Source organism: Pseudoalteromonas sp. A25, from assembly GCF_009176705.1.
Classification (GTDB): domain Bacteria; phylum Pseudomonadota; class Gammaproteobacteria; order Enterobacterales; family Alteromonadaceae; genus Pseudoalteromonas.
On the sequence record NZ_AP021846.1, the window covers coordinates 2,956,579 to 2,974,330 of the forward strand.

General features: G+C 41.6%; 20 protein-coding genes. 10 read left to right on the forward strand and 10 right to left on the reverse strand.

The window, feature by feature from the left end; genetic code table 11:
- The first annotated feature begins 71 nt into the window (after nucleotides 1–71).
- The 6 genes from GDK41_RS12730 to GDK41_RS12755 all read left to right on the forward strand — a co-directional run bounded on the left by GDK41_RS12730 (nucleotide 72) and on the right by GDK41_RS12755 (nucleotide 7,054).
- Entirely contained in the window at nucleotides 72–2,324 is a 2,253-nt protein-coding gene (locus GDK41_RS12730; RefSeq protein ID WP_152086755.1) for a cytochrome-c peroxidase, read from the forward strand.
- A 146-nt stretch (nucleotides 2,325–2,470) separates the two neighbouring features.
- Entirely contained in the window at nucleotides 2,471–2,827 is a 357-nt protein-coding gene (locus GDK41_RS12735) for a RidA family protein (protein ID WP_152086756.1), read from the forward strand.
- 189 nt (nucleotides 2,828–3,016) lie between these two features.
- Nucleotides 3,017–3,538, forward strand: a complete 522-nt coding sequence (locus GDK41_RS12740) for a GNAT family N-acetyltransferase (RefSeq protein ID WP_152086757.1) — start codon at nucleotides 3,017–3,019, stop codon at nucleotides 3,536–3,538.
- Between the two features lie 542 nt (nucleotides 3,539–4,080).
- Nucleotides 4,081–5,189, forward strand: a protein-coding gene (locus tag GDK41_RS12745) for an IS3 family transposase (RefSeq protein WP_152086758.1) whose coding sequence is annotated in 2 segments (ribosomal slippage) — nucleotides 4,081–4,327 and nucleotides 4,327–5,189 — 1,110 coding nt in all. Because the reading frame shifts where the segments join, the coding sequence is not laid out codon by codon here.
- A 41-nt stretch (nucleotides 5,190–5,230) separates the two neighbouring features.
- Nucleotides 5,231–5,404 carry a hypothetical protein gene (locus GDK41_RS20245; RefSeq protein WP_172971616.1) on the forward strand — a complete coding sequence of 58 codons (174 nt, stop codon included), beginning with the start codon at nucleotides 5,231–5,233 and terminating at the stop codon, nucleotides 5,402–5,404.
- A gap of 495 nt (nucleotides 5,405–5,899) precedes the next feature.
- Nucleotides 5,900–7,054, forward strand: coding sequence for an IS110 family transposase (locus GDK41_RS12755; protein ID WP_152085814.1), 1,155 nt, complete (start codon nucleotides 5,900–5,902; stop codon nucleotides 7,052–7,054).
- A gap of 388 nt (nucleotides 7,055–7,442) precedes the next feature.
- Here the strand turns inward: GDK41_RS12755 and GDK41_RS12760 are convergent, their stop codons facing one another.
- From GDK41_RS12760 to GDK41_RS12785, 6 genes are all read right to left on the reverse strand, one after another.
- Nucleotides 7,443–7,775 carry a hypothetical protein gene (locus GDK41_RS12760; RefSeq protein WP_152086759.1) on the reverse strand — a complete coding sequence of 111 codons (333 nt, stop codon included), beginning with the start codon at nucleotides 7,773–7,775 and terminating at the stop codon, nucleotides 7,443–7,445.
- Between the two features lie 278 nt (nucleotides 7,776–8,053).
- The gene (locus GDK41_RS12765) at nucleotides 8,054–8,470 is read right to left on the reverse strand and encodes a hypothetical protein (RefSeq protein WP_152086760.1); all 417 of its coding nucleotides are present in this window, start codon (nucleotides 8,468–8,470) and stop codon (nucleotides 8,054–8,056) included.
- Between the two features lie 10 nt (nucleotides 8,471–8,480).
- Complete coding sequence (locus GDK41_RS12770) at nucleotides 8,481–8,828, reverse strand: hypothetical protein (protein WP_152086761.1); 348 nt, start codon at nucleotides 8,826–8,828, stop codon at nucleotides 8,481–8,483.
- 125 nt (nucleotides 8,829–8,953) lie between these two features.
- Nucleotides 8,954–9,175, reverse strand: coding sequence for a hypothetical protein (locus tag GDK41_RS12775; protein WP_152086762.1), 222 nt, complete (start codon nucleotides 9,173–9,175; stop codon nucleotides 8,954–8,956).
- Between the two features lie 87 nt (nucleotides 9,176–9,262).
- Nucleotides 9,263–10,186 carry a hypothetical protein gene (locus GDK41_RS12780; protein WP_152086763.1) on the reverse strand — a complete coding sequence of 308 codons (924 nt, stop codon included), beginning with the start codon at nucleotides 10,184–10,186 and terminating at the stop codon, nucleotides 9,263–9,265.
- Nucleotides 10,187–10,307: 121 nt separating this feature from the next.
- The gene (locus GDK41_RS12785; protein WP_152086764.1) at nucleotides 10,308–10,832 is read right to left on the reverse strand and encodes a hypothetical protein; all 525 of its coding nucleotides are present in this window, start codon (nucleotides 10,830–10,832) and stop codon (nucleotides 10,308–10,310) included.
- 355 nt (nucleotides 10,833–11,187) lie between these two features.
- Here GDK41_RS12785 and GDK41_RS20375 point away from each other — a divergent pair, with 355 nt between their 5' ends.
- Complete coding sequence (locus tag GDK41_RS20375; RefSeq protein WP_232056461.1) at nucleotides 11,188–11,451, forward strand: phage integrase N-terminal SAM-like domain-containing protein; 264 nt, start codon at nucleotides 11,188–11,190, stop codon at nucleotides 11,449–11,451.
- Nucleotides 11,452–11,643: 192 nt separating this feature from the next.
- On the opposite strand, the gene GDK41_RS12795 is transcribed toward GDK41_RS20375, so the two are convergent.
- Complete coding sequence (locus tag GDK41_RS12795; protein WP_152086765.1) at nucleotides 11,644–12,519, reverse strand: LysR family transcriptional regulator; 876 nt, start codon at nucleotides 12,517–12,519, stop codon at nucleotides 11,644–11,646.
- Between the two features lie 19 nt (nucleotides 12,520–12,538).
- Nucleotides 12,539–13,522 (reverse strand): NAD(P)-dependent alcohol dehydrogenase, encoded by a 984-nt coding sequence (locus tag GDK41_RS12800; protein ID WP_152086766.1) that lies wholly within the window; start codon nucleotides 13,520–13,522, stop codon nucleotides 12,539–12,541.
- A gap of 265 nt (nucleotides 13,523–13,787) precedes the next feature.
- On the opposite strand from GDK41_RS12800, the gene GDK41_RS12805 reads away from it, so the two are divergent.
- A complete protein-coding gene (locus GDK41_RS12805) occupies nucleotides 13,788–14,273 on the forward strand; it encodes a PaaI family thioesterase (RefSeq protein WP_152086767.1) in 486 nt (161 codons plus the stop codon).
- 3 nt (nucleotides 14,274–14,276) lie between these two features.
- Here the strand turns inward: GDK41_RS12805 and GDK41_RS12810 are convergent, their stop codons facing one another.
- On the reverse strand, nucleotides 14,277–14,579 hold the full coding sequence (locus GDK41_RS12810) for a DUF1330 domain-containing protein (RefSeq protein ID WP_152086768.1): 303 nt from the start codon (nucleotides 14,577–14,579) through the stop codon (nucleotides 14,277–14,279).
- Between the two features lie 349 nt (nucleotides 14,580–14,928).
- Here GDK41_RS12810 and GDK41_RS12815 point away from each other — a divergent pair, with 349 nt between their 5' ends.
- Complete coding sequence (locus GDK41_RS12815; RefSeq protein ID WP_152086769.1) at nucleotides 14,929–15,705, forward strand: substrate-binding periplasmic protein; 777 nt, start codon at nucleotides 14,929–14,931, stop codon at nucleotides 15,703–15,705.
- Between the two features lie 9 nt (nucleotides 15,706–15,714).
- On the opposite strand, the gene GDK41_RS12820 is transcribed toward GDK41_RS12815, so the two are convergent.
- Nucleotides 15,715–16,398, reverse strand: a complete 684-nt coding sequence (locus GDK41_RS12820) for a hypothetical protein (protein ID WP_152086770.1) — start codon at nucleotides 16,396–16,398, stop codon at nucleotides 15,715–15,717.
- Between the two features lie 140 nt (nucleotides 16,399–16,538).
- Between GDK41_RS12820 and GDK41_RS12825 the strand changes: the two genes are divergently transcribed.
- Nucleotides 16,539–17,714: a helix-turn-helix domain-containing protein gene (locus GDK41_RS12825; RefSeq protein WP_152086771.1), complete on the forward strand. Its 1,176-nt coding sequence runs from the start codon at nucleotides 16,539–16,541 to the stop codon at nucleotides 17,712–17,714.
- Nucleotides 17,715–17,752: the final 38 nt, after the last annotated feature.

Below are 17,752 nucleotides of genomic sequence, written 5' to 3' on the forward strand. Positions count from 1 at the left end.
ATTATTTGCAAACAAAAAATTAACAATGTAACTTAATCTGTGAGGACCACTCCATCTCAAAGGAAACTAACATGATAAAAATAACCAGAAGGATTGCTTTGCTTGCCAGCCTATGCGTATTAACACACCATGCGGTTGCCATTGAAGCCTCTTCCAAAAACCGTAACCTTGATAGTTTGGACGACAAACTCGCCCAACTCATCGCACAACATGAACTCACCGGCGATCTCACCACGGGGGTGAATATTCCCGCTGTGGATGACCCAGAAGTAAAACTCGGCAAACTGCTGTTTTTTTCTAAAGCACTCAGTGGTAATAAAGATGTGGCATGTGCCAGCTGTCATCACCCGTATTTAGGCGGTGGTGATGCGCTGGCTTTGCCTGTTGGTACGCTCGCAAAAGATGCCAATGTTATTGGCCCAGGAAGAGAGACCATTACTGGGCAGCTTTATGTGCCTCGTAACTCTCCTACTATTTTTAACGCTTGGACAGAGAAGCGCAGCTTATTTCGCGATGCTAGAGTTGAGTTTTTAGATTGGTTAGCGCCAGAAAAAGGGATCAGCACACCTGATGTGCCTTACGGTGAAGCCGACCCACAGGCAGGGTCAAGTCTACTTGCAGCACAATCACGCTTTCCTGTGATCACACCAGGTGAGATGCGTGGTTTTGACTTTATGGTTAACCAACCGAACGAAGCTGTTAGAGCACATCTTGCCGCACGTATTGGTAACTATGGCAGCGCACAAGGTGAGTTATTTAAAAATAACTGGCGAGCACTGTTCGAACAAGTTTATGGCAACAACCAAAACTCACAAGAAGTGGTCACTTATAGCAACATCATGAAAGCCATTGCGGCGTATCAAAAATCGATGAACTTCACTAATAACCCTTGGTTTAAGTATATTAAAGGGGATAAGTCGGCAATGACTGAATCGCAAAAGCGGGGGGCATATTTATACCTATACTTACCGCCACCGCCGTCTGATGGTGGATCCCCGCCTGACTTTATCCCCACACAATGTATTGGTTGCCACAATACAGATAGTTTTACGCAAACGAAGGTATCTAACTATCATAGATTGGCATTTCCACAAATTGGTCCTGGTACTGGGGCTGGCATCACCAAAACCAATGACCTTGGGCGCATGCACCGTAACAACAGCGAAGCAGATATGTTTAGTTTCCGCTCAGGTACGCTACTCAATATTGAAGTGACCGCACCATATGGTCATGCAGGTAATTACGATACGCTTGAGCAAGTCATGGAGCATTACAATGACTATCGAGCAACCTTGCGTGATTATTTTGATAACAAACGCTGGTGTGAACAAGCTCAGTTTAAACACGCAGCTGATTGCCAAGCGTTATTCATCGATGCAGAAATTAACACTGAAGCGGCAGCCAAAATAGTAGATGATGAAATTGCAGACGGTGCACCAGTACTAGTGCCATTGGAGCTCACCGAGCAAGAGTTAGCCGATATAGTTAACTTTATGAAAGCACTCACCGACCCATGTGTAAAAGATGCCGCTTGTTTGCAGGCGTGGCTACCACAGCCTGAAGAAGGTGATCCAGATGGATTGCAACTTAGAGCTGTTACAGATTTAGACGTACCACTGTATTTGCCAACGAACTGTCAAGATGGAGATACCGTCAGCTCAGGCGATAAGCTCAAACTTGACCAAGGTGAATGCATTAGTGGTAAAGCACAGTATTTCAAAGTAAAAGTAGATAAAGATAATACCACCTTGTATTTCAGCACGCGTGATGCACAAGCTACAACTCGGCTATTTTATAACAAGTCGCATTGGGCAGACCCCATCAATGCACAAGTAAGTTCAAAAACGGTTAAAAATGAGCAAGTACTGCGTGTTACGGTTAATAAAGGCGTCCATTATTTAAGCGTGATAGATACACATCCGTTTGAAGGTATGATGATAGCAACTAGCGTTGATAGTGCCCAGCACGAGGGCTCAGAGCAACCTAAGCCAATCGCAAACCAATGTTTAAATGCGCCGAGTGTTCATTACGGCCAACTGTTTGATGAACAGCCCGTATGTATAGGCTCTGCAGAAGCACACTTTTATATCAAAGTCAGTGAACCTAATAGCCAAATTGAGATCCGGACCCAGCACGGCATTGGCAACGGTGATGTATTCACGGGTCAATTTTGGCCTTCCCGACACTTTTATGAGTTTACTTCACAACAAAACGCAAATAACGAATACCTTCGTTTAGACGGCCTACAACCGGGTTGGTACTTTATCAGTGTACTAGGTGATGGCAGTAATCAAGGTGCAACCATAGAAGTAGATATTAAATAGCCGCAACCAAGTAGTTATAACTTAGCACCTTAAAAACTAGGTTATCCATTCTCTGCATGACCAGCCTAGGCTATCATGCAGAGCATATTTTTATAACAATCCGCTTTATAACCTAGCGCTGCAACACGCTTTTTGAGGATAATTTTATGACTATTACACGCCAACACACCAATCAACGCATGAGCCGAATCGTCACTCACAACAATACCGTATACCTATGCGGACAGGTATGCAGCGATGCTACACAAGGGATCACCGAGCAAACTCAAACCATGCTTGCAAAGGTAGATGACCTACTCGCTCAGGCAAATAGTGATAAATACCATTTGCTTAGCGCCACAGTGTATATCAGCGACATGCAATACTTTGCGCAAATGAACGAAGTTTGGGATGCGTGGGTGCCAGAAGGTCATGCCCCTGCCCGCGCTTGCGTGCAAGCAGCTATGGCACGCCCCGAATTACTTGTTGAAGTATCGGTCGTTGCCGCTGTAAAAAATAGCTAACAAACAAAGGCCCACCACGGAGTGGCCACTCCTTGGTGGGCACTTCTCCAAACGAAGCCTTGCAAAGTAGTTAAAACTTTCCCAGCCTATTGTCTCTTTGCGCAAAACTCGCTTATCGCAAATATTAGCCAACCCGCTTTTGATTGGCTAAATGTATAAGCAGATTAACCAGCTTAGAGTACCTATCACATGATCATCAGAGCCGCCTCTTTAGACGACCTACCAAATATATCGCAATTGCATGCAGTGAGTTGGCAAGAAAATTACCAAGACGCGCTATCAAGTGAGTATTTAGCCAACCAAGTGTTTGTAGAACGAGCCGCTCTTTGGCAAGGCCGACTGAGCGCACCTTTAGCCAATCAACTGGTATTAGTGGCTGAAATTGAAGGAGAGTTTTGTGGTTTTATTTGCGTATTTGGCGCACACCATGACACCTACGGCACCATCATCGATAACTTACACGTAAAATCAGCGGCAAAAGGGCAAGGCGTTGGCTCCAAGCTACTAACCGCAGCATTTAATTGGGCACACCAACACTACCCGCAGCACAATATTTACTTAGAAGTTTTAGCCTGCAACCCCAAAGCAATCGCGTTCTACCAGTTTAAAGGCGGTCAAAATATTGCCTCTGGCTATTGGCATACCCCATGTGGCAACCAAGTAGAAGAGTATGTATACAGCTGGCCTGCAAAGCGCCCCCCTGCTAGTTAATGGGGGTGTTGTCGGCAGTTTGACTCCCGAGTGGTATAACGCGGTAAGTCAGTTGTTTTTGTCGGATGGCGGCGCTGCGCGCCTTATGCCGACCTACATAAAAGGTAGGTTGGAAAAGCCGAAGGCGCCTTCCGACATGGTATTTTTATAGTGAATATAAGACGAGCAACTCCTATGAAAAATTCGAATACATCGACGCAGCTCATTTCGACACGGTAGATAAGTAGTACCTGCAAAATGACAATTCAAATTTAACAAGACGAAGCGAACCATGCATTGACTCATGGGACATCTGCATTGCTGACTCATGGGACATCCACTTTAAAAATGCATTGACTCATGGGACATCCACTTTAAAAAGACATAAGAAAGAACCTTCAACAAGCTATCAATGATAAAACAACTGACTTTGTCACTAGATATTATCAACATGACTCATGGGACATCCACTTTAAAAAGGCATAAGAAAGAACTGTCCACTTCCCTTAACATGAGACATGTTTAATTAGAGTTTTCTGTAATATCACAAACAGGAGACAACGATGAAAAAGTCACGTTTTACAGAATCTCAGATCATAGCTGTGCTCAAAGAAACCGATGCAGGTATGAAGGTTGAAGAAGTGTGCCGCAAGCATGGGATCAGCAGTGCAACGTATTACAACTGGAAAGCCAAATATGGCGGGATGGAAGCGTCAGATGTTAAGCGCTTGAAAGAGCTTGAAGAAGAAAATGCCAAGCTCAAAAAGATGTACGCCGACGTCAGCCTAGAAAACCATGCGATAAAGGAGTTATTCGCAAAAAAGGGTTGGTGACAGCGCAGAAGCGAAGTTGCGCCAGCATACTGGTTCAAGCGGGTATAAGTATTTTAAAAGCGTGCAAGTTTGTCGGTATTGGTCGCGCTACCTACTACCGCCCAGAACGAGACTGGCGAAAGGCTGACGCAGCTGTCATTGATGCCATCAATGCAGGATTAAAAAAGTCTCCCAGAGCAGGGTTCTGGAAATGCTATGGGCGTCTTCGTTTTAAAGGTTATCCGTTTAACCATAAGCGCGTTTATCGGGTGTATTGCCAAATGGGTTTGAACTTAAAGCGCAGAGTGAAACGCGTGTTGCCAAAACGAGTTGCACAGCCATTAGATGTTGTCGCTCAAGCTAATCATCAATGGGCCTTAGATTTTATGCATGATTCTTTATACTGCGGAAAACGATTCAGGACGCTCAATATTGTTGATGAAGGCACTCGTGAGTGCTTAGCTGTTGAAGTAGATACCTCATTACCAGCGGAACGAGTTGTTCGAACGCTTGAACAACTCAAAGCAGAGCGCGGTTTACCGAAACAAATTCGAGTAGATAACGGGCCTGAATTAATCTCAGCACGTTTAACTGATTGGTGCGAAGCGCATAACATCAAATTAGTTTATATCCAGCCAGGGAAGCCACAGCAAAACGGGTTTGTTGAGCGGTTTAATGGCTCATTTAGACGAGAATTTTTAGATGCTTACTTGTTTGAAAGTATCAATCAGGTAAAAGAAATGGTGTGGTTCTGGCGATTGGATTATAACGAAGAACGAACACATGAAAGTCTTGGTGATCTGCCACCCGCAGCTTACCGAGCAAAGTTGGAAAACTCTAGTTTACAGGTGTCTCACTAACGGGGGAGTGGACAATAAAGCCTAAAAAGGCTAGCAGATGTATGCCTATTAACAATGCAAAACCAGCACCAAAAGCTGAAAACGCTCCTGCATTTCCAGAGTTTTCGTCTATTGAGCCAAGTAAGCCTGCTGCAATAAGTATTGCTCCTACGAATGCAACACAGCTAAGTGCCAAAAATGTTAGATATAGTAGCCTGACCATCCGTGCTTTATAACGCTTGCCGTAAACGGCACAAAACAGCAGGCTAAAATTAGCGACGAAGGAGCACAAGCCTGCTGTTTTGTGTCCTTGGTTTAACGGCCTTGTTAGGTGCGATTTTGATCAATATCGTGACCACAGTTATAACAATTTGAAGATGGTAAGCGATATTTGTAAAAACCTTGCATTACTTGATTTCTATGACACTTTTGGCAGGTATAACTTAAAGCTTTAATTACTAATAGAACACCAAGAACCATGCTACCGATATAAAACGGGTTAACAAAGAAGTCATCAACGGCTGTATGTTGGAATTGGTAGCCTATGATGCATAAGATTAACAAAACCAAATATATTTTAAACTGAACACTACGCTTCAATTTAACCTCTCTTTCACCGGAGCACCTAGACATAATGACTCCCACACGGTGCTAGCCTCCGCATTTTCGTGGGTTAGCTTAAAGCCAGAGCCATAATTAGTTTGTCAAATAACTAAATAGCAGAGGCTAGCATGACTAAACATAACATACTTTTCATTGGCTTAGATACTCATAAAGAGTTCATTGAAGTTGCCTACATCGAAGATAACCGCGGCGCACAACCCATTCATTTCGGTCGCATTTCTTCTGCTAAAGTCGCTATTAAAAAGCTTATCAGGCAATTTGAATCTAAATACCCAAACGCAACTCTGCATTTCGTTTATGAAGCTGGCCCTTGTGGTTACTGGATTTATCGCTTAATCACTTCTCTTGGGCATTGTTGTTACGTTGTTGCACCTTCGCTTATTCCTAAAAAACCTGGCGAGCGTGTAAAAACTGACAAGCGTGACGCACTTAAACTGGCTAAATTACTTAAGTCTGAAGACTTAACTCCTATTTATGTGCCTGAGCCAGAAGATGAAGCTATTCGTGATTTATCTCGTGCTCGAGAAGTCGCGATGAAAGACTTAAAAGATGCGAAGTACCAGCTAAAAGCACTGCTTCTTCGCAACAATATTAACTACGCAGGCACTGCAAACTGGTCTCTTAAACACTTACGTTGGCTCACTGAACTGGTGTTGCCACACCCCGCACAACAAATCGTTTTACAAGAGTTTATTCAAACTATAAACGAGCGAACTGCACGATTAGAGCGACTCGACAATGAACTCTCTCACCATGTTTGTCAATGGCGATACTACCCTGTTGTTAAAGCCATTCAGGCTATGCGCGGCGTTCGCTTACTCGTGGCCGCTGGCGTTGTGGCTGAGCTTGGCGATTTAACCCGTTTCGACCATCCGCGTAAATTGATGAGTTACCTTGGCCTTGTACCAAGTGAGCACTCGAGCGGTGGTAAAAGGCACATTGGCGCAATTACTAGATGTGGCAATGGTCGCGCAAGGCGCTTATTGGTCGAAGGTGCTCATAGTTACCGTCATGCAGCCAACATATCGACCGAGTTACAAAAACGACAAGAAGGTTTACCAAAACAGATTGTTGATATCGCATGGAAAGCACAATTAAGACTGTGTAAACGTTATAAAAAGCTCATTAATAAAGGCAAGCATTACAACTTGGTTGTCACCGCCATTGCCCGTGAAATGATTGCTTATATCTGGGCAATCGCTAAACAGATTGTACTCTCACCGATAAATCATAAATTACGATTATCAAGAGTACCTGCTTAATATGAACGAATTAGAGTTAATGCATTGGGTCAAGCATCGGGTGTGGCACAACCACCGACGGCGTTAGGATGGCAATGTTGTTACCGCGACATTGAACCACGAACATAGACTGAAGATAGGTGCCACGTCGAGCTAAGTAAGGTCTGCTCTGTTACTAGAAATAGTAATAACCAACGAATACCAGCATGAAAACCGACGAAATTACTTGCTTCATCCTATGCGTTAACTCTCTCTAATTCGAGTTAAGAAATTATGGCTTATAGTTAGGCAAGGCTCAGTGTGTTTAACTTGACAGTGGGAGTCATACCAACGCCGCCTTAAGCGGTGAGTGGCAGTTGGCTAAAATGTGAAGCGAAGCGGAATCGAGCCAACTGTTACGAATCCAACTTTAAGGCTTTGTTAACTGGACTATTTTAAGAATCTTATTCTTTCGTCCATCTAGTACATAATCGATTGAAACACACTGGCCGTTTTTTATGAAATTATCTTTATGTAACTTTCCATGAAAATAAGGGCCGACATCATAATTGCTAAAAGTAAATTCAACATCATCAATACTGAATGACTCAATTAAGGTGCCATGTTTAGGTGTTTGTTTTTCATAGTTGCTAATACAACCTTGAACTTGCTTAAACTCTTTACTTTCAATGATATTACTTACTTCAACTTTATCAGAGTAATTAAATATTTCACTAATAGTAGCCAACAGACATATACCCACAAAACCTCTAACCAAGCTTACTCTTTTTATTTTTGTTATATCAGCGGCTACTTGAGATACAACTGGAAACTTAAGGACCAAAAACAGTAATACAAAAAAAGGGATTAGGCTTAAGAAATGGTCAATACTTGTGTTTATTGTTGGTTCAAAATATACACTCAATTGTCACGAGTCCAGTTAACGCCCTAATAATGGGCAAAAAATTGTTTGCTAAAATGTTGAGGAACGAAAACAGCAAACTGTTTTTTTGTCCTTGTTTATTAGCTTGTTATATGCCATTACAGCGTTTCTATCAACTCAAATTTGCTTCTTAACTTAGTATCCAACAAAGCAAATATATTGTCAGTTTTAGAGTCGTAGCTAATTTGCAACTTTGATAATTCTTCGATGTCCTCATCATATAGAGGTACAACGAATTCCATTGAACAGTAACCACTGTCATTCGAAAACTCTCCTGAACCTACGATAAAATTTTCATAGTCCATTTTTCCCGAGTTAACCAATGGAATCAGCTCGTCAAAAATAAACTCTGAAACACTGACATTCTTTGAGTAGTCCTTCCAACCACATTTTGGTACTAAATGATGAGTTGGCAACTGAGCCTCCTTGGCATATAACGCCCGCATATGCGGAACAAAATGCTTGACTATAATTGGTGAGGTACGAACCAAGCCAAGCTTTTTGGTTCCGCTCATAATGCGCTTGTTATGTTTTTGAGCTCAATAACATTTTTGCTACAGCCAACCTAATTTGCTGAATTTTACTCAGCCCCTGTTTGTATTCGGGAAGAGTAAAAGTTTCGATAGTTGGGTTTTCCAAATCATCTGAGTCGATCTCAACTTGCCCGATTAGTCGGTTCTCTATTAATAGCAGGTATACTTCGCTGGTCTCATCAGGAAATCCTCTTAGAACTATAACTTCCTGAGGGTTGATGCCTAACTCAGAAAGCAGTTGTCGCAAGTAATACGCTTTCGAATTAGTAAATGTACTTGAAGTTAATGCTACTAACTCTGCTTCAATATCCTTTTCTGTTTTCGAACCAACTAAATTCAACTACCAATCCTCAGAAAAACATAACGCCAAGCTAAGCGGAAAAATACTGTTGGCTAAAATGCGCGAGGCACGAGCAGCAGCCAACTGTAATTTTTCCGTTTAAGCGCCTTGTTATATGTTGTTAACTATGCTGATAAATCAAACGTAACACAGCCCTGACCAGCAGCGGCGATCCTAACTAAATCTGCGGTTGATTTAGAGTTAGCTCCAACTATTGTAATTTGAGCCCCTTTGCCTGAAGCTGCAGCACAAATTCTAACAAGATCTGCGGTTGATTTACCCGATGATAACGTCATTCCGCCACCTGCGGCTGCAATGCGTACCAAATCTGCGGTTGATTTACTCATATTTAAATCCTTCTTTGATGATTGAAAACATATAACGCCTTACTCACCGGAAAAATACGAGTGTAGCGAGTATTTTGTCCGGTGCAGTTAATTGTTAGGGCTTTCTGATTTGAAATATTCAACCAATTGATTGTATTCGGCTTTATCGGTTTTCTCAGATTTAATGAACCAATCATTGGCTAGAGAATCATTCTTTTCTAGAGATCGAATTTTAGCGATAAAGAACTGCAATGCTGCCTCGCTATTCGAGTTAATTCGCGGTGCTACCTTCAAGGTTTTCTCCAGAAAGTCTCCGTATTTGGGTATTTTAGTTTTATCTACCTCAGACTTGGCCATTGAGTAAATAAAAGGGCCTTGATTGTAATAGTAGATTTTATCATTGCTTACATAATATTGAGCAATCTCAGGTAAGCCTACAACCGCAGCAGCTATTGCCAGATTAACACCTTGCTCGCTTCTTGAACTTAAAACGTTTGTAGTTAGTGCTAAGGAAACCGTTACAGCTGCCATTATTGCTGGTGTAACTATTCCGCTTGCGATTGAAAAGTAGCCTTTATCTGCCTTCTCTCCTTCTTCGATTAATTTGAAGTTATCAGGGGAGCGAACAGTTATTTCTGGTTTATTGGGAATTGAGTATTTCCCCTCCAAGATTAAGGTGATTGACAAGTAGTCCTTGAATTTTAAGAAGGGTATCTTAATTTCCAAAGTATCTTCACTCTCTATCACCTCATAATCCATCCCTGTAACTGTTTTTACTCCACCGTTTTTAATCTCAGAGCCTCTTGCTCTAAGTTTTACTACAATGTCTTTAACAGTTTTTGCAGACGGATTTGAGATCTCAATGATATTTGCGCCTATTTTCTTGTCATCTAAGTCGATAGGGATAGATTCCTTGATGGAATATTTGAGCTTTGGTCTTACCCGTTTGAAGTACTCCAGTAAGACTCCTGCTAACACCGTTACCAAAAGAGTGATAAAAGCAGTAATTGCTATAGATCCGATATTTTCCATTTACTCTATTTCTCTCAGTTTTGGTGCCCTAACGCTTGCCTAACCGGCGTAAAATAGCAGGCTAAAATTAGCGACGAAGGAGCGCAGCCTGCTGTTTTGCGTCCTTTGGTTTAGGCACTTGTTATATTTCAATTGCTTGAGCGATGAATTTTACTTGATTTCGAGGTATCACTATTTGTTGATACCCAGCACCAGCAGCCACTTTCTCTGACATAAGTATATGGTCGAACGGAGCTACAACTTCAAACCAGTCGTTAGAAACTGAAACGAAAGAGTCAAATTCAAACTTTGACAGATCAACAATTTCACCAGTAATCCAATCTATTGCATTTTCGGCAGTACAGATAACTTCGTGAGTAGCAGTTGCTTTATGGAAGAATACTCGACTATATTCAGCTGCCTCATAATCACTACCATTCCCGTAAATTGTTAGTGACTCTTGAGAAGAGCATACGGTGCGCTCAACTAATAACTCCCAGTTTGCTTGAGCCCAATCATCAAAGAAATCAGTAAAAGGAACTAGAAACTCTCCACTTTGTTCCGTTTCTAGTTTATGCAACTCGTATGCTCTCGAAACTAAGCTGAAGTTTTGATTTAAGAACTTAATAAAGCTATCAATGCTTGTATTTAGTAGCTCAATATTCATTATTTACTCTTAAGTACCCTTGAAATATAACAGTGTATTAGCGTGAATTCGCGTTAATGTCTTACCCACTATCACTACATCACACCAAATAACAAATTTAATTACGCCGAATATTAGCATGTTAAACTCTATTTTGTCCTCAAAAAACCAACAACCACTCTAGAACAAAACGAGAATCTACTTAAACGAGAATGAGTCAATTTATCTTAAAGTTCAAATCTAATTAGAATCAATTAGATAGGCCACCTTTCGAGTCTTCGGTCGTAAAATCGAAACAAAAATTAACGGGGTCTCTAGTTGCAAAATTTAATGCCTTAAATTATACCTGTATAAAACCACAGTAAATGGATTTACTATGAACAAGTCACCTTTTTTGGAATCGGTACGCATTGAGCTTAGAACTCGTCGCTATAGTTTGAAAACTGAAAAAGCTTATCTGCATTGGATAAAACGGTTTATTTTGTTTAACGATAAGCGCCACCCAGAAGGAATGGGTAATGTTGAGATTGAGCGCTTTCTTAATCATTTAGCTTGCAACAGGCTGGTAAGTGCTGCAACGCAAAACCTTGCGCTATGCGCCATCATATTTTTATATCGCTATAAGAAATTAAAGGTTTAAATTACGCTTCTAGCCAAGTAGAAAAAGCATTGCCTACCGTACTCACGCATGATGAAGCGATAAAAACAATTAGTCATTTACATGGCAAGAAAACTCATGGGACATCCACTTTAAAAAGACATAAGAAAGAACCTTCAATCTCTATTTGGTGGTGTTAGAATGCAGTGCAAAGTTCATAATGCAGGCTGTTTTTTACTTCTCACTGATTTGACCATCAAAGGTTGCCTTTGTTTTCATAAGTACTTTATAAAGGTAATCTTTGCATACCTTCACTCGCGCAGTATCTCGCAAATCTGCATGGCTGAGCACCCAAATCCCCCACTTTGACTCTGGCAGCTGAGCATCTAACTTCTGCACATGCGTATGGGGGTGACTGCGTACCACATAGTGAGGCAAACGCGCATACCCCACATTTGCTTCAACCGCTTTATACATTCCATATAAATCATCAAACCTGGCAACGATTCTTGGATTATGAAGATGCTCTGTTGCCCAAATAGGTGGTGTTACCTCGTTAGACCAACATACAATCGGCGTGTAACCACACGTTTCAACTTCACCGCGATAAATCCCATTGTTTAATTTGGCAACTTCACGACCAATCAAATATTCAGGTGGCGCAGGCGTAAACCTTACCGCTATATCAGCTTCTCTCGCTGCGAGGTTTTTAACCCCTTTTGAAACGATAAAATTCAATATGATATTTGGGTAATCACGTTGAAACTTTGCCAATGGCTTAGCCAGACACATTTCATATAAATCATGAGGCAAGGTAATGGTTATTTCACCACTTAACTGTTGATCTCGCCCTTGCAGCAAACGCGCTATTTGCTGGTTTTTTTGCTCCAATTCTTTCGCTATTTCGATGATATCATTGCCAGCCGAGCTGATCTGATAACCGGTGTTTGAGCGCTCAAATAAAGTGACTCCTTGCTCTTTTTCAAATGCTTGGATACGTCTTGCAACAGTCGTATGGTTAACGTTCAGTTTTGTCGCTGCAAGGCTAACACTGCCGCATCGCGCTACTTCTAAAAAAAATCTCACGTCATCCCAATTATACATCGACATTGTCTCTCACTTGCCTGGGTTATATTTGCTCTGTAGCTGGGTCAATTGTTAACACTATTTTTCCCACAGCCCGAAAACTTCTGCTACGCGACAGCGCTTCACGTATCTGCGTTAAAGGGTAAACTCTATCAATTTTAGGGACCAATTTGGCTTGCTCGATCAGCGTAGTAATATGATTTAACCGCCTTGAAGATGCCGAGACAATCACACAAAAGTATCTGCGCTTGGATATTCCTAGCTTGGCACCTAGATATGAAACCGCACTATATAAAAATGTTTTAGCCTCAGGGATCGCATTCACAAACCGGCCCTTGCGCGCTAAAAATCGTTTAAGGGTTGAAACCGAGTAGATGGCCACGGTGTTAAGTACCACATCAAAGGTTTGCGAACACTCCTCAAGTGCCCCCTCATCATAAGCTATCGTTTGTTTTGCCCCTAGACTTTGACATATTGCCTCATTTTTCTTGCTACATACAGCAGTAACGTGTGCCCCAAATGCCACAGCGATTTGTATTGCAAAACTCCCTAACCCGCCACTGCCCCCAATAACCAATACCTTCTCATTGGGTCTCACTCTCGCAAGCTCTGATAACGATTGCCATGCTGTAAGCGCACACAATGGCGTTGCAGCCCCTTGTTCAAACGTAATAGTGTCGGGCATTTTTGCTATGTATTGCTCCTTTACAGCAACAAACTCTGCAAATGCACCCAACCCGTGTGAAGGGTCTTTCATACCATATACTCGGTCCCCCACCTGAAACCGCCTAACATGCTCCCCCTTTGCTACCACCACGCCGGCAAAGTCACTCCCCAGAATAAAGGGTAAACGCGGTACACTCCACGGTAATTGATATTTACCATCGCGGATCAGCCAATCTCTTGGATTGATACTTGCCGCTCGATTTTCAATTAGCACCTCTGAAGCCTTTAATTTAGGCCGTTGACATTGCCCTATTTGTATCACTTCATTACCACCAAAAGTACTTTGATATACCGCTTTCATACAGTGCTCCTCATCTGCTGCGCAAAAGTGTATCGCAAATTAAAATTTTGCCATTTACCAATTGACGCAGATGGCATCTGCAATAATGCACACACCTCAAAGCATGTTTGTTGATACACTAAAAATTGATTTAAACGCAGGCTTATTTAAGATTTTGTTCAACATCTGTGCTCTGTTTATCGTGATCGCACCGCCGAACATAGACAGAACTCGTTTATTCTAAGCAGATAGTTTGGAGCCAATGTATAAAAAATAGAGCAATAACATGACCACAACTAATGAATCTTTTGAATCGCGCCTATGGCGTTGGGGTGCCAATTTATTTCCTGCCTATCGACGAAGTGGGGGCAAGGTGACGTTTGTTGCTGCTAACTTTCAAGAGGTACATGTTTCAATTAAAAACACTTGGCGCACTAAAAATCATCTGGGACTAACCTGGGGTGGCAGCATATACGCTGCAGTTGACCCCATTTTTGGGGTGATGCTACACAAGCTGCTAGGCAATCAATGGTATGTGGTTGATAGTCAAGCAACTATTCACTTCTTAAAAGGGCTAAAAACACATGCTAACGCACAGTTTGTGATCACCAACCACGAGCTACTGAAAATAAAGCAAAGCTTAGCGCAATCAAATAAGGCTGAGCATGAGTTTATTGTAAACATTATTGCTAATGGACAAGTTCACGTAAAATGCACTAAAAAGGTGGCGATTAGGCCCAAAAGAGTACACTCTGATGAGCCTAGCAAATAATGACTACTCGACGTAATAACGTCTCAAAATAAGGGTGTTCGACACTGAAGATTCAAAAAATTGCGACTTAGCATTTAGATATCTAGCATCATTAAAAAACTCATCAGCCACTTGTTCATTTTCAAAGTTAATCGTAAAGACGCGATTGATCTGTTGGTCAATTTGCGCAGATAATACCTGTGAAACCTCAAAATCAGCGCTAAAAAAACCGCCTTTATCATTTAAAATAGGTGCCATTGCCGCTCTATAGCGGCTGTATTGTGCTTGGTCGCTCACTTGAAGCGCCACTAACATTTCAAATCTCATTTATATCCTTTTCTATAGTATTGTGCGCATTTAGGCAGCTCAAACACGATATAAACAAACCGACTCATTGCTGATGAAGTTAACTCAAACAGTATGACTGTTGCGCTGCGGTTTCAAATAATCCAGAGAATCTAAATTAACCTCAACTCGGGATAAGCAACCTAAATGATTGATTAATTGGGCAACAGTATAAGGAGGTTGCGAGTCACTTATGAATAACCAACAATGCACACTGGTTCTGCATATTTGCAAACCAACTATGGTCCAGCGCCACAGTTCCTATCTTTTATTTACAGCTCATACTGCGTCTCGGTAAGAATATTTAACCCAAACTAATAGCAACGAGCATATGCCATCTATACTTAAAGCTATCTCTGTTATCACTGCATTATCCACATTGAAACGATTGTATTACTCGCTATGGGCTTGGTTATCACTGTTGCTTTTAAGTATGTCGTTTGCATCTGCTCAAAACGCTTCGCTAACGCCGATTACTTTATCTACTACTAACGACCCAAGAACGCCCTTATATCAACAAGCTACTCAAGTGCTCAAGGTCGCTTTCGCAGAGCTAGGTTATGCCTTGCACGTTGTAACACTGCCAAATAAACGCAGTTTAAGCTGGGCAAATACAGGGAAAGTTGACGGTGAGTTATTTCGTATCAGCGATTTAGACTTGAGTTCACTGAAAAACTTAGAGCAAGTTGAACAAGCTATTGCGGTCGTTGACCAATCTGTGGTTGGCAAGAGCCACCTAAGCATAGATGGCTGGGCAAGTATGAAAAATTATACTATCGCTTATGAGCGGGGTACGGCATTTTTAGATAAAAACCAAGCTCGCTTTAAGGGGGTAATTTTAGTCGATGATTTTCATCAAGCTATTGAGCTGATCAGCATGGCTCGCGCTGATCTCACTATAACCAGCAGTGCAACTGCTGAGCGTTTACTCAGCATATCTCCCATTACATTTGCTGATATAAAAGTTCACACGCCACCGCTGGTTGAGATAAAACTACACACCTATATTAATAAACAATTACACCCAAATCTTGCAAAGCGGCTAGCTCATACCCTATTCAATATGAAACAAGATGGCCGCTTTGAACAATTGAGCCAAGTACATTAACCAAACCCCTTACGCACTGCGCGTAAGCCTGCTCTTTAACTGCGTGACAACCCCACTTACTTTAATAAGCCAATAAAGCATGATCAGTAGAATAATCGCGTCAGCATACTCAACCAGCACAAAGTTTGCGACGGCTTCAGGGGCACTTTTCAACCCTTGACCAACAAACGACCCAACGGCGATAAACATGGCAAAACACATACGCCAAACATGACGTGAAATGCGCATTTTAGAAGTGAGTGTTTGCACACGCATATAGCGTATATCAAGTATTGCACTGATCAGAGGCAAAACCCCAAACATAATATATGGCTCGATTGAAACCCTTTGGTAAAGGCCAGTTTCTGACTGAGCTGCCCAATAGGCACATACTAAACTAGACAAACCTATCAACAACGAAGTTATCATCATAGCGATGTTATAATAGCTGCGCCGTTTATCAGCCAACTTGAACACCCCAACACCTGTAAGCACTAAGTACATGGTATACAAACCAGCGAATACCGTAATGATCATCGGCATTAAATAAGCAATCACAACGCCCGATATGGCCATCAAAATCATCGTAACTACAAACCAGTTGCCAAATTGGATATGCCGCGCCTTTCCTTTTTTAGTGAATAACGCAACATAGCCTGCGATAACAGCAATCGCGCCAAACAAAATATGAACATACAAAACAGTCGACTGCATCTTAATAGCTCCTAAACAGTTGAAAATTCAAATTGGCATCATGGTAAGCTAACATTATATTAAAAACGTCCAAGCCACATAGCGAAGACAAAAAACTTGAAAAACAAAAAATAAAAGCCCATTTATCAATGGTATAAAAAATGACAATTAATCAGCAAAATGTATTAGAGATACTTTTTTCGAGCTTATCGCTAGGCGTAGGCAGCTTTGCAATGCACTTATTCTTTGACAAAATCAAGCAGCAACCGTTTTACTTACCATTACTATTACTGCTGCTAGGGCTAACCATAATCAGTGCATCAGGCATTGTATTTTTTGCCTTTAACAACGCTGTGATCACTTATATTGCCATTTTGCCACCTTGTTTTTTAATGTTGGCACCAAGCCTTTGGCTGTATACCAATGGATTAGTAGCCAGCGAGCCATGGCAGCTCACTGTGGCCGCTCTCAAACACTACCTGCCAGCAATTGCCAGCCTCATATTAACCTTTACGCTATTGCTAACACCCAGCGCATTGCTTAACAAAATGTTCTTCAGCAATGAAACGATTACCGCAACTGCGCACTCTACATTCATCAGTATCGCTATTATGGTGACCATCGCCGTTTGGTTTATTCAAACCATTGCTTACCTTGTCAAACTCAGCAATTTAACACGACGCTATCACCAACAACTCAAAGATGTATTTTGTGATTTAACCAACAAAAAATATAAATGGCTGATTTATCTAACCATAACCATGCTTATAAACTGGATATGGGCTGCTTTGGCGGTGGTATTTGATAGCAGTGACAACCTTATGTTTTCGGCACATTGGGGACAAGCTCTGTGTTTAATCACAATTTGGGGGTTAAGTTATTACGGTTTAAAACAACAACCGGGATTCAATAGCCTTTATCAGCAAAAACAGACACTCATTACGAGCGAGTCATCAGAAAACGATACCACACGCTACCAACGCTCAGCACTCACACAAGAAAAAGCACAACAAATCGCAGATAAAGTTCAGTGTGCTATTGAGCATGATCAGATTTATCTCGACTCAAGCCTGACCTTATTTAAATTGGCAAAACACCTCAATGAGCCCAGTCAATATGTCTCTCAAACGCTCAGCCAGATAATGCAAACGTCCTTTTTTGAATGTATCAATAATGCTCGAGTAGAAGCTGCAAAAGTAAAGCTGCTATCCGGCCAAGGAAATGTGTTAGATATTGCAATGTCTGTTGGCTTTAACGCACGCTCTTCTTTTTATAAAGCATTCAAAGCGGGTACGGGACAAACGCCAAGTCAATTTCAAAAAAGTCATCATTCGTAACTCATCACCTCTATAAAATTGACGCTATACTTATCAAG

Excerpts from the sequence above, each read along its gene's own strand:
- GDK41_RS12780 (WP_152086763.1), bottom strand. The coding sequence starts at position 10,186 with ATGGAAAATATCGGATCTATAGCAATTACTGCTTTTATCACTCTTTTG.
- GDK41_RS12810 (WP_152086768.1), bottom strand. The coding sequence starts at position 14,579 with ATGAGATTTGAAATGTTAGTGGCGCTTCAAGTGAGCGACCAAGCACAA.
- GDK41_RS12820 (WP_152086770.1), bottom strand. The coding sequence starts at position 16,398 with ATGCAGTCGACTGTTTTGTATGTTCATATTTTGTTTGGCGCGATTGCT.
- GDK41_RS12775 (WP_152086762.1), bottom strand. The coding sequence starts at position 9,175 with ATGAGTAAATCAACCGCAGATTTGGTACGCATTGCAGCCGCAGGTGGC.
- GDK41_RS12805 (WP_152086767.1), top strand. The coding sequence starts at position 13,788 with ATGACCACAACTAATGAATCTTTTGAATCGCGCCTATGGCGTTGGGGT.
- GDK41_RS12800 (WP_152086766.1), bottom strand. The coding sequence starts at position 13,522 with ATGAAAGCGGTATATCAAAGTACTTTTGGTGGTAATGAAGTGATACAA.
- GDK41_RS12815 (WP_152086769.1), top strand. The coding sequence starts at position 14,929 with ATGCCATCTATACTTAAAGCTATCTCTGTTATCACTGCATTATCCACA.
- GDK41_RS12825 (WP_152086771.1), top strand. The coding sequence starts at position 16,539 with ATGACAATTAATCAGCAAAATGTATTAGAGATACTTTTTTCGAGCTTA.
- GDK41_RS20375 (WP_232056461.1), top strand. The coding sequence starts at position 11,188 with ATGAACAAGTCACCTTTTTTGGAATCGGTACGCATTGAGCTTAGAACT.
- GDK41_RS20245 (WP_172971616.1), top strand. The coding sequence starts at position 5,231 with ATGCCTATTAACAATGCAAAACCAGCACCAAAAGCTGAAAACGCTCCT.
- GDK41_RS12740 (WP_152086757.1), top strand. The coding sequence starts at position 3,017 with ATGATCATCAGAGCCGCCTCTTTAGACGACCTACCAAATATATCGCAA.
- GDK41_RS12755 (WP_152085814.1), top strand. The coding sequence starts at position 5,900 with ATGACTAAACATAACATACTTTTCATTGGCTTAGATACTCATAAAGAG.
- GDK41_RS12795 (WP_152086765.1), bottom strand. The coding sequence starts at position 12,519 with ATGTCGATGTATAATTGGGATGACGTGAGATTTTTTTTAGAAGTAGCG.
- GDK41_RS12735 (WP_152086756.1), top strand. The coding sequence starts at position 2,471 with ATGACTATTACACGCCAACACACCAATCAACGCATGAGCCGAATCGTC.
- GDK41_RS12730 (WP_152086755.1), top strand. The coding sequence starts at position 72 with ATGATAAAAATAACCAGAAGGATTGCTTTGCTTGCCAGCCTATGCGTA.
- GDK41_RS12785 (WP_152086764.1), bottom strand. The coding sequence starts at position 10,832 with ATGAATATTGAGCTACTAAATACAAGCATTGATAGCTTTATTAAGTTC.
- GDK41_RS12765 (WP_152086760.1), bottom strand. The coding sequence starts at position 8,470 with ATGAGCGGAACCAAAAAGCTTGGCTTGGTTCGTACCTCACCAATTATA.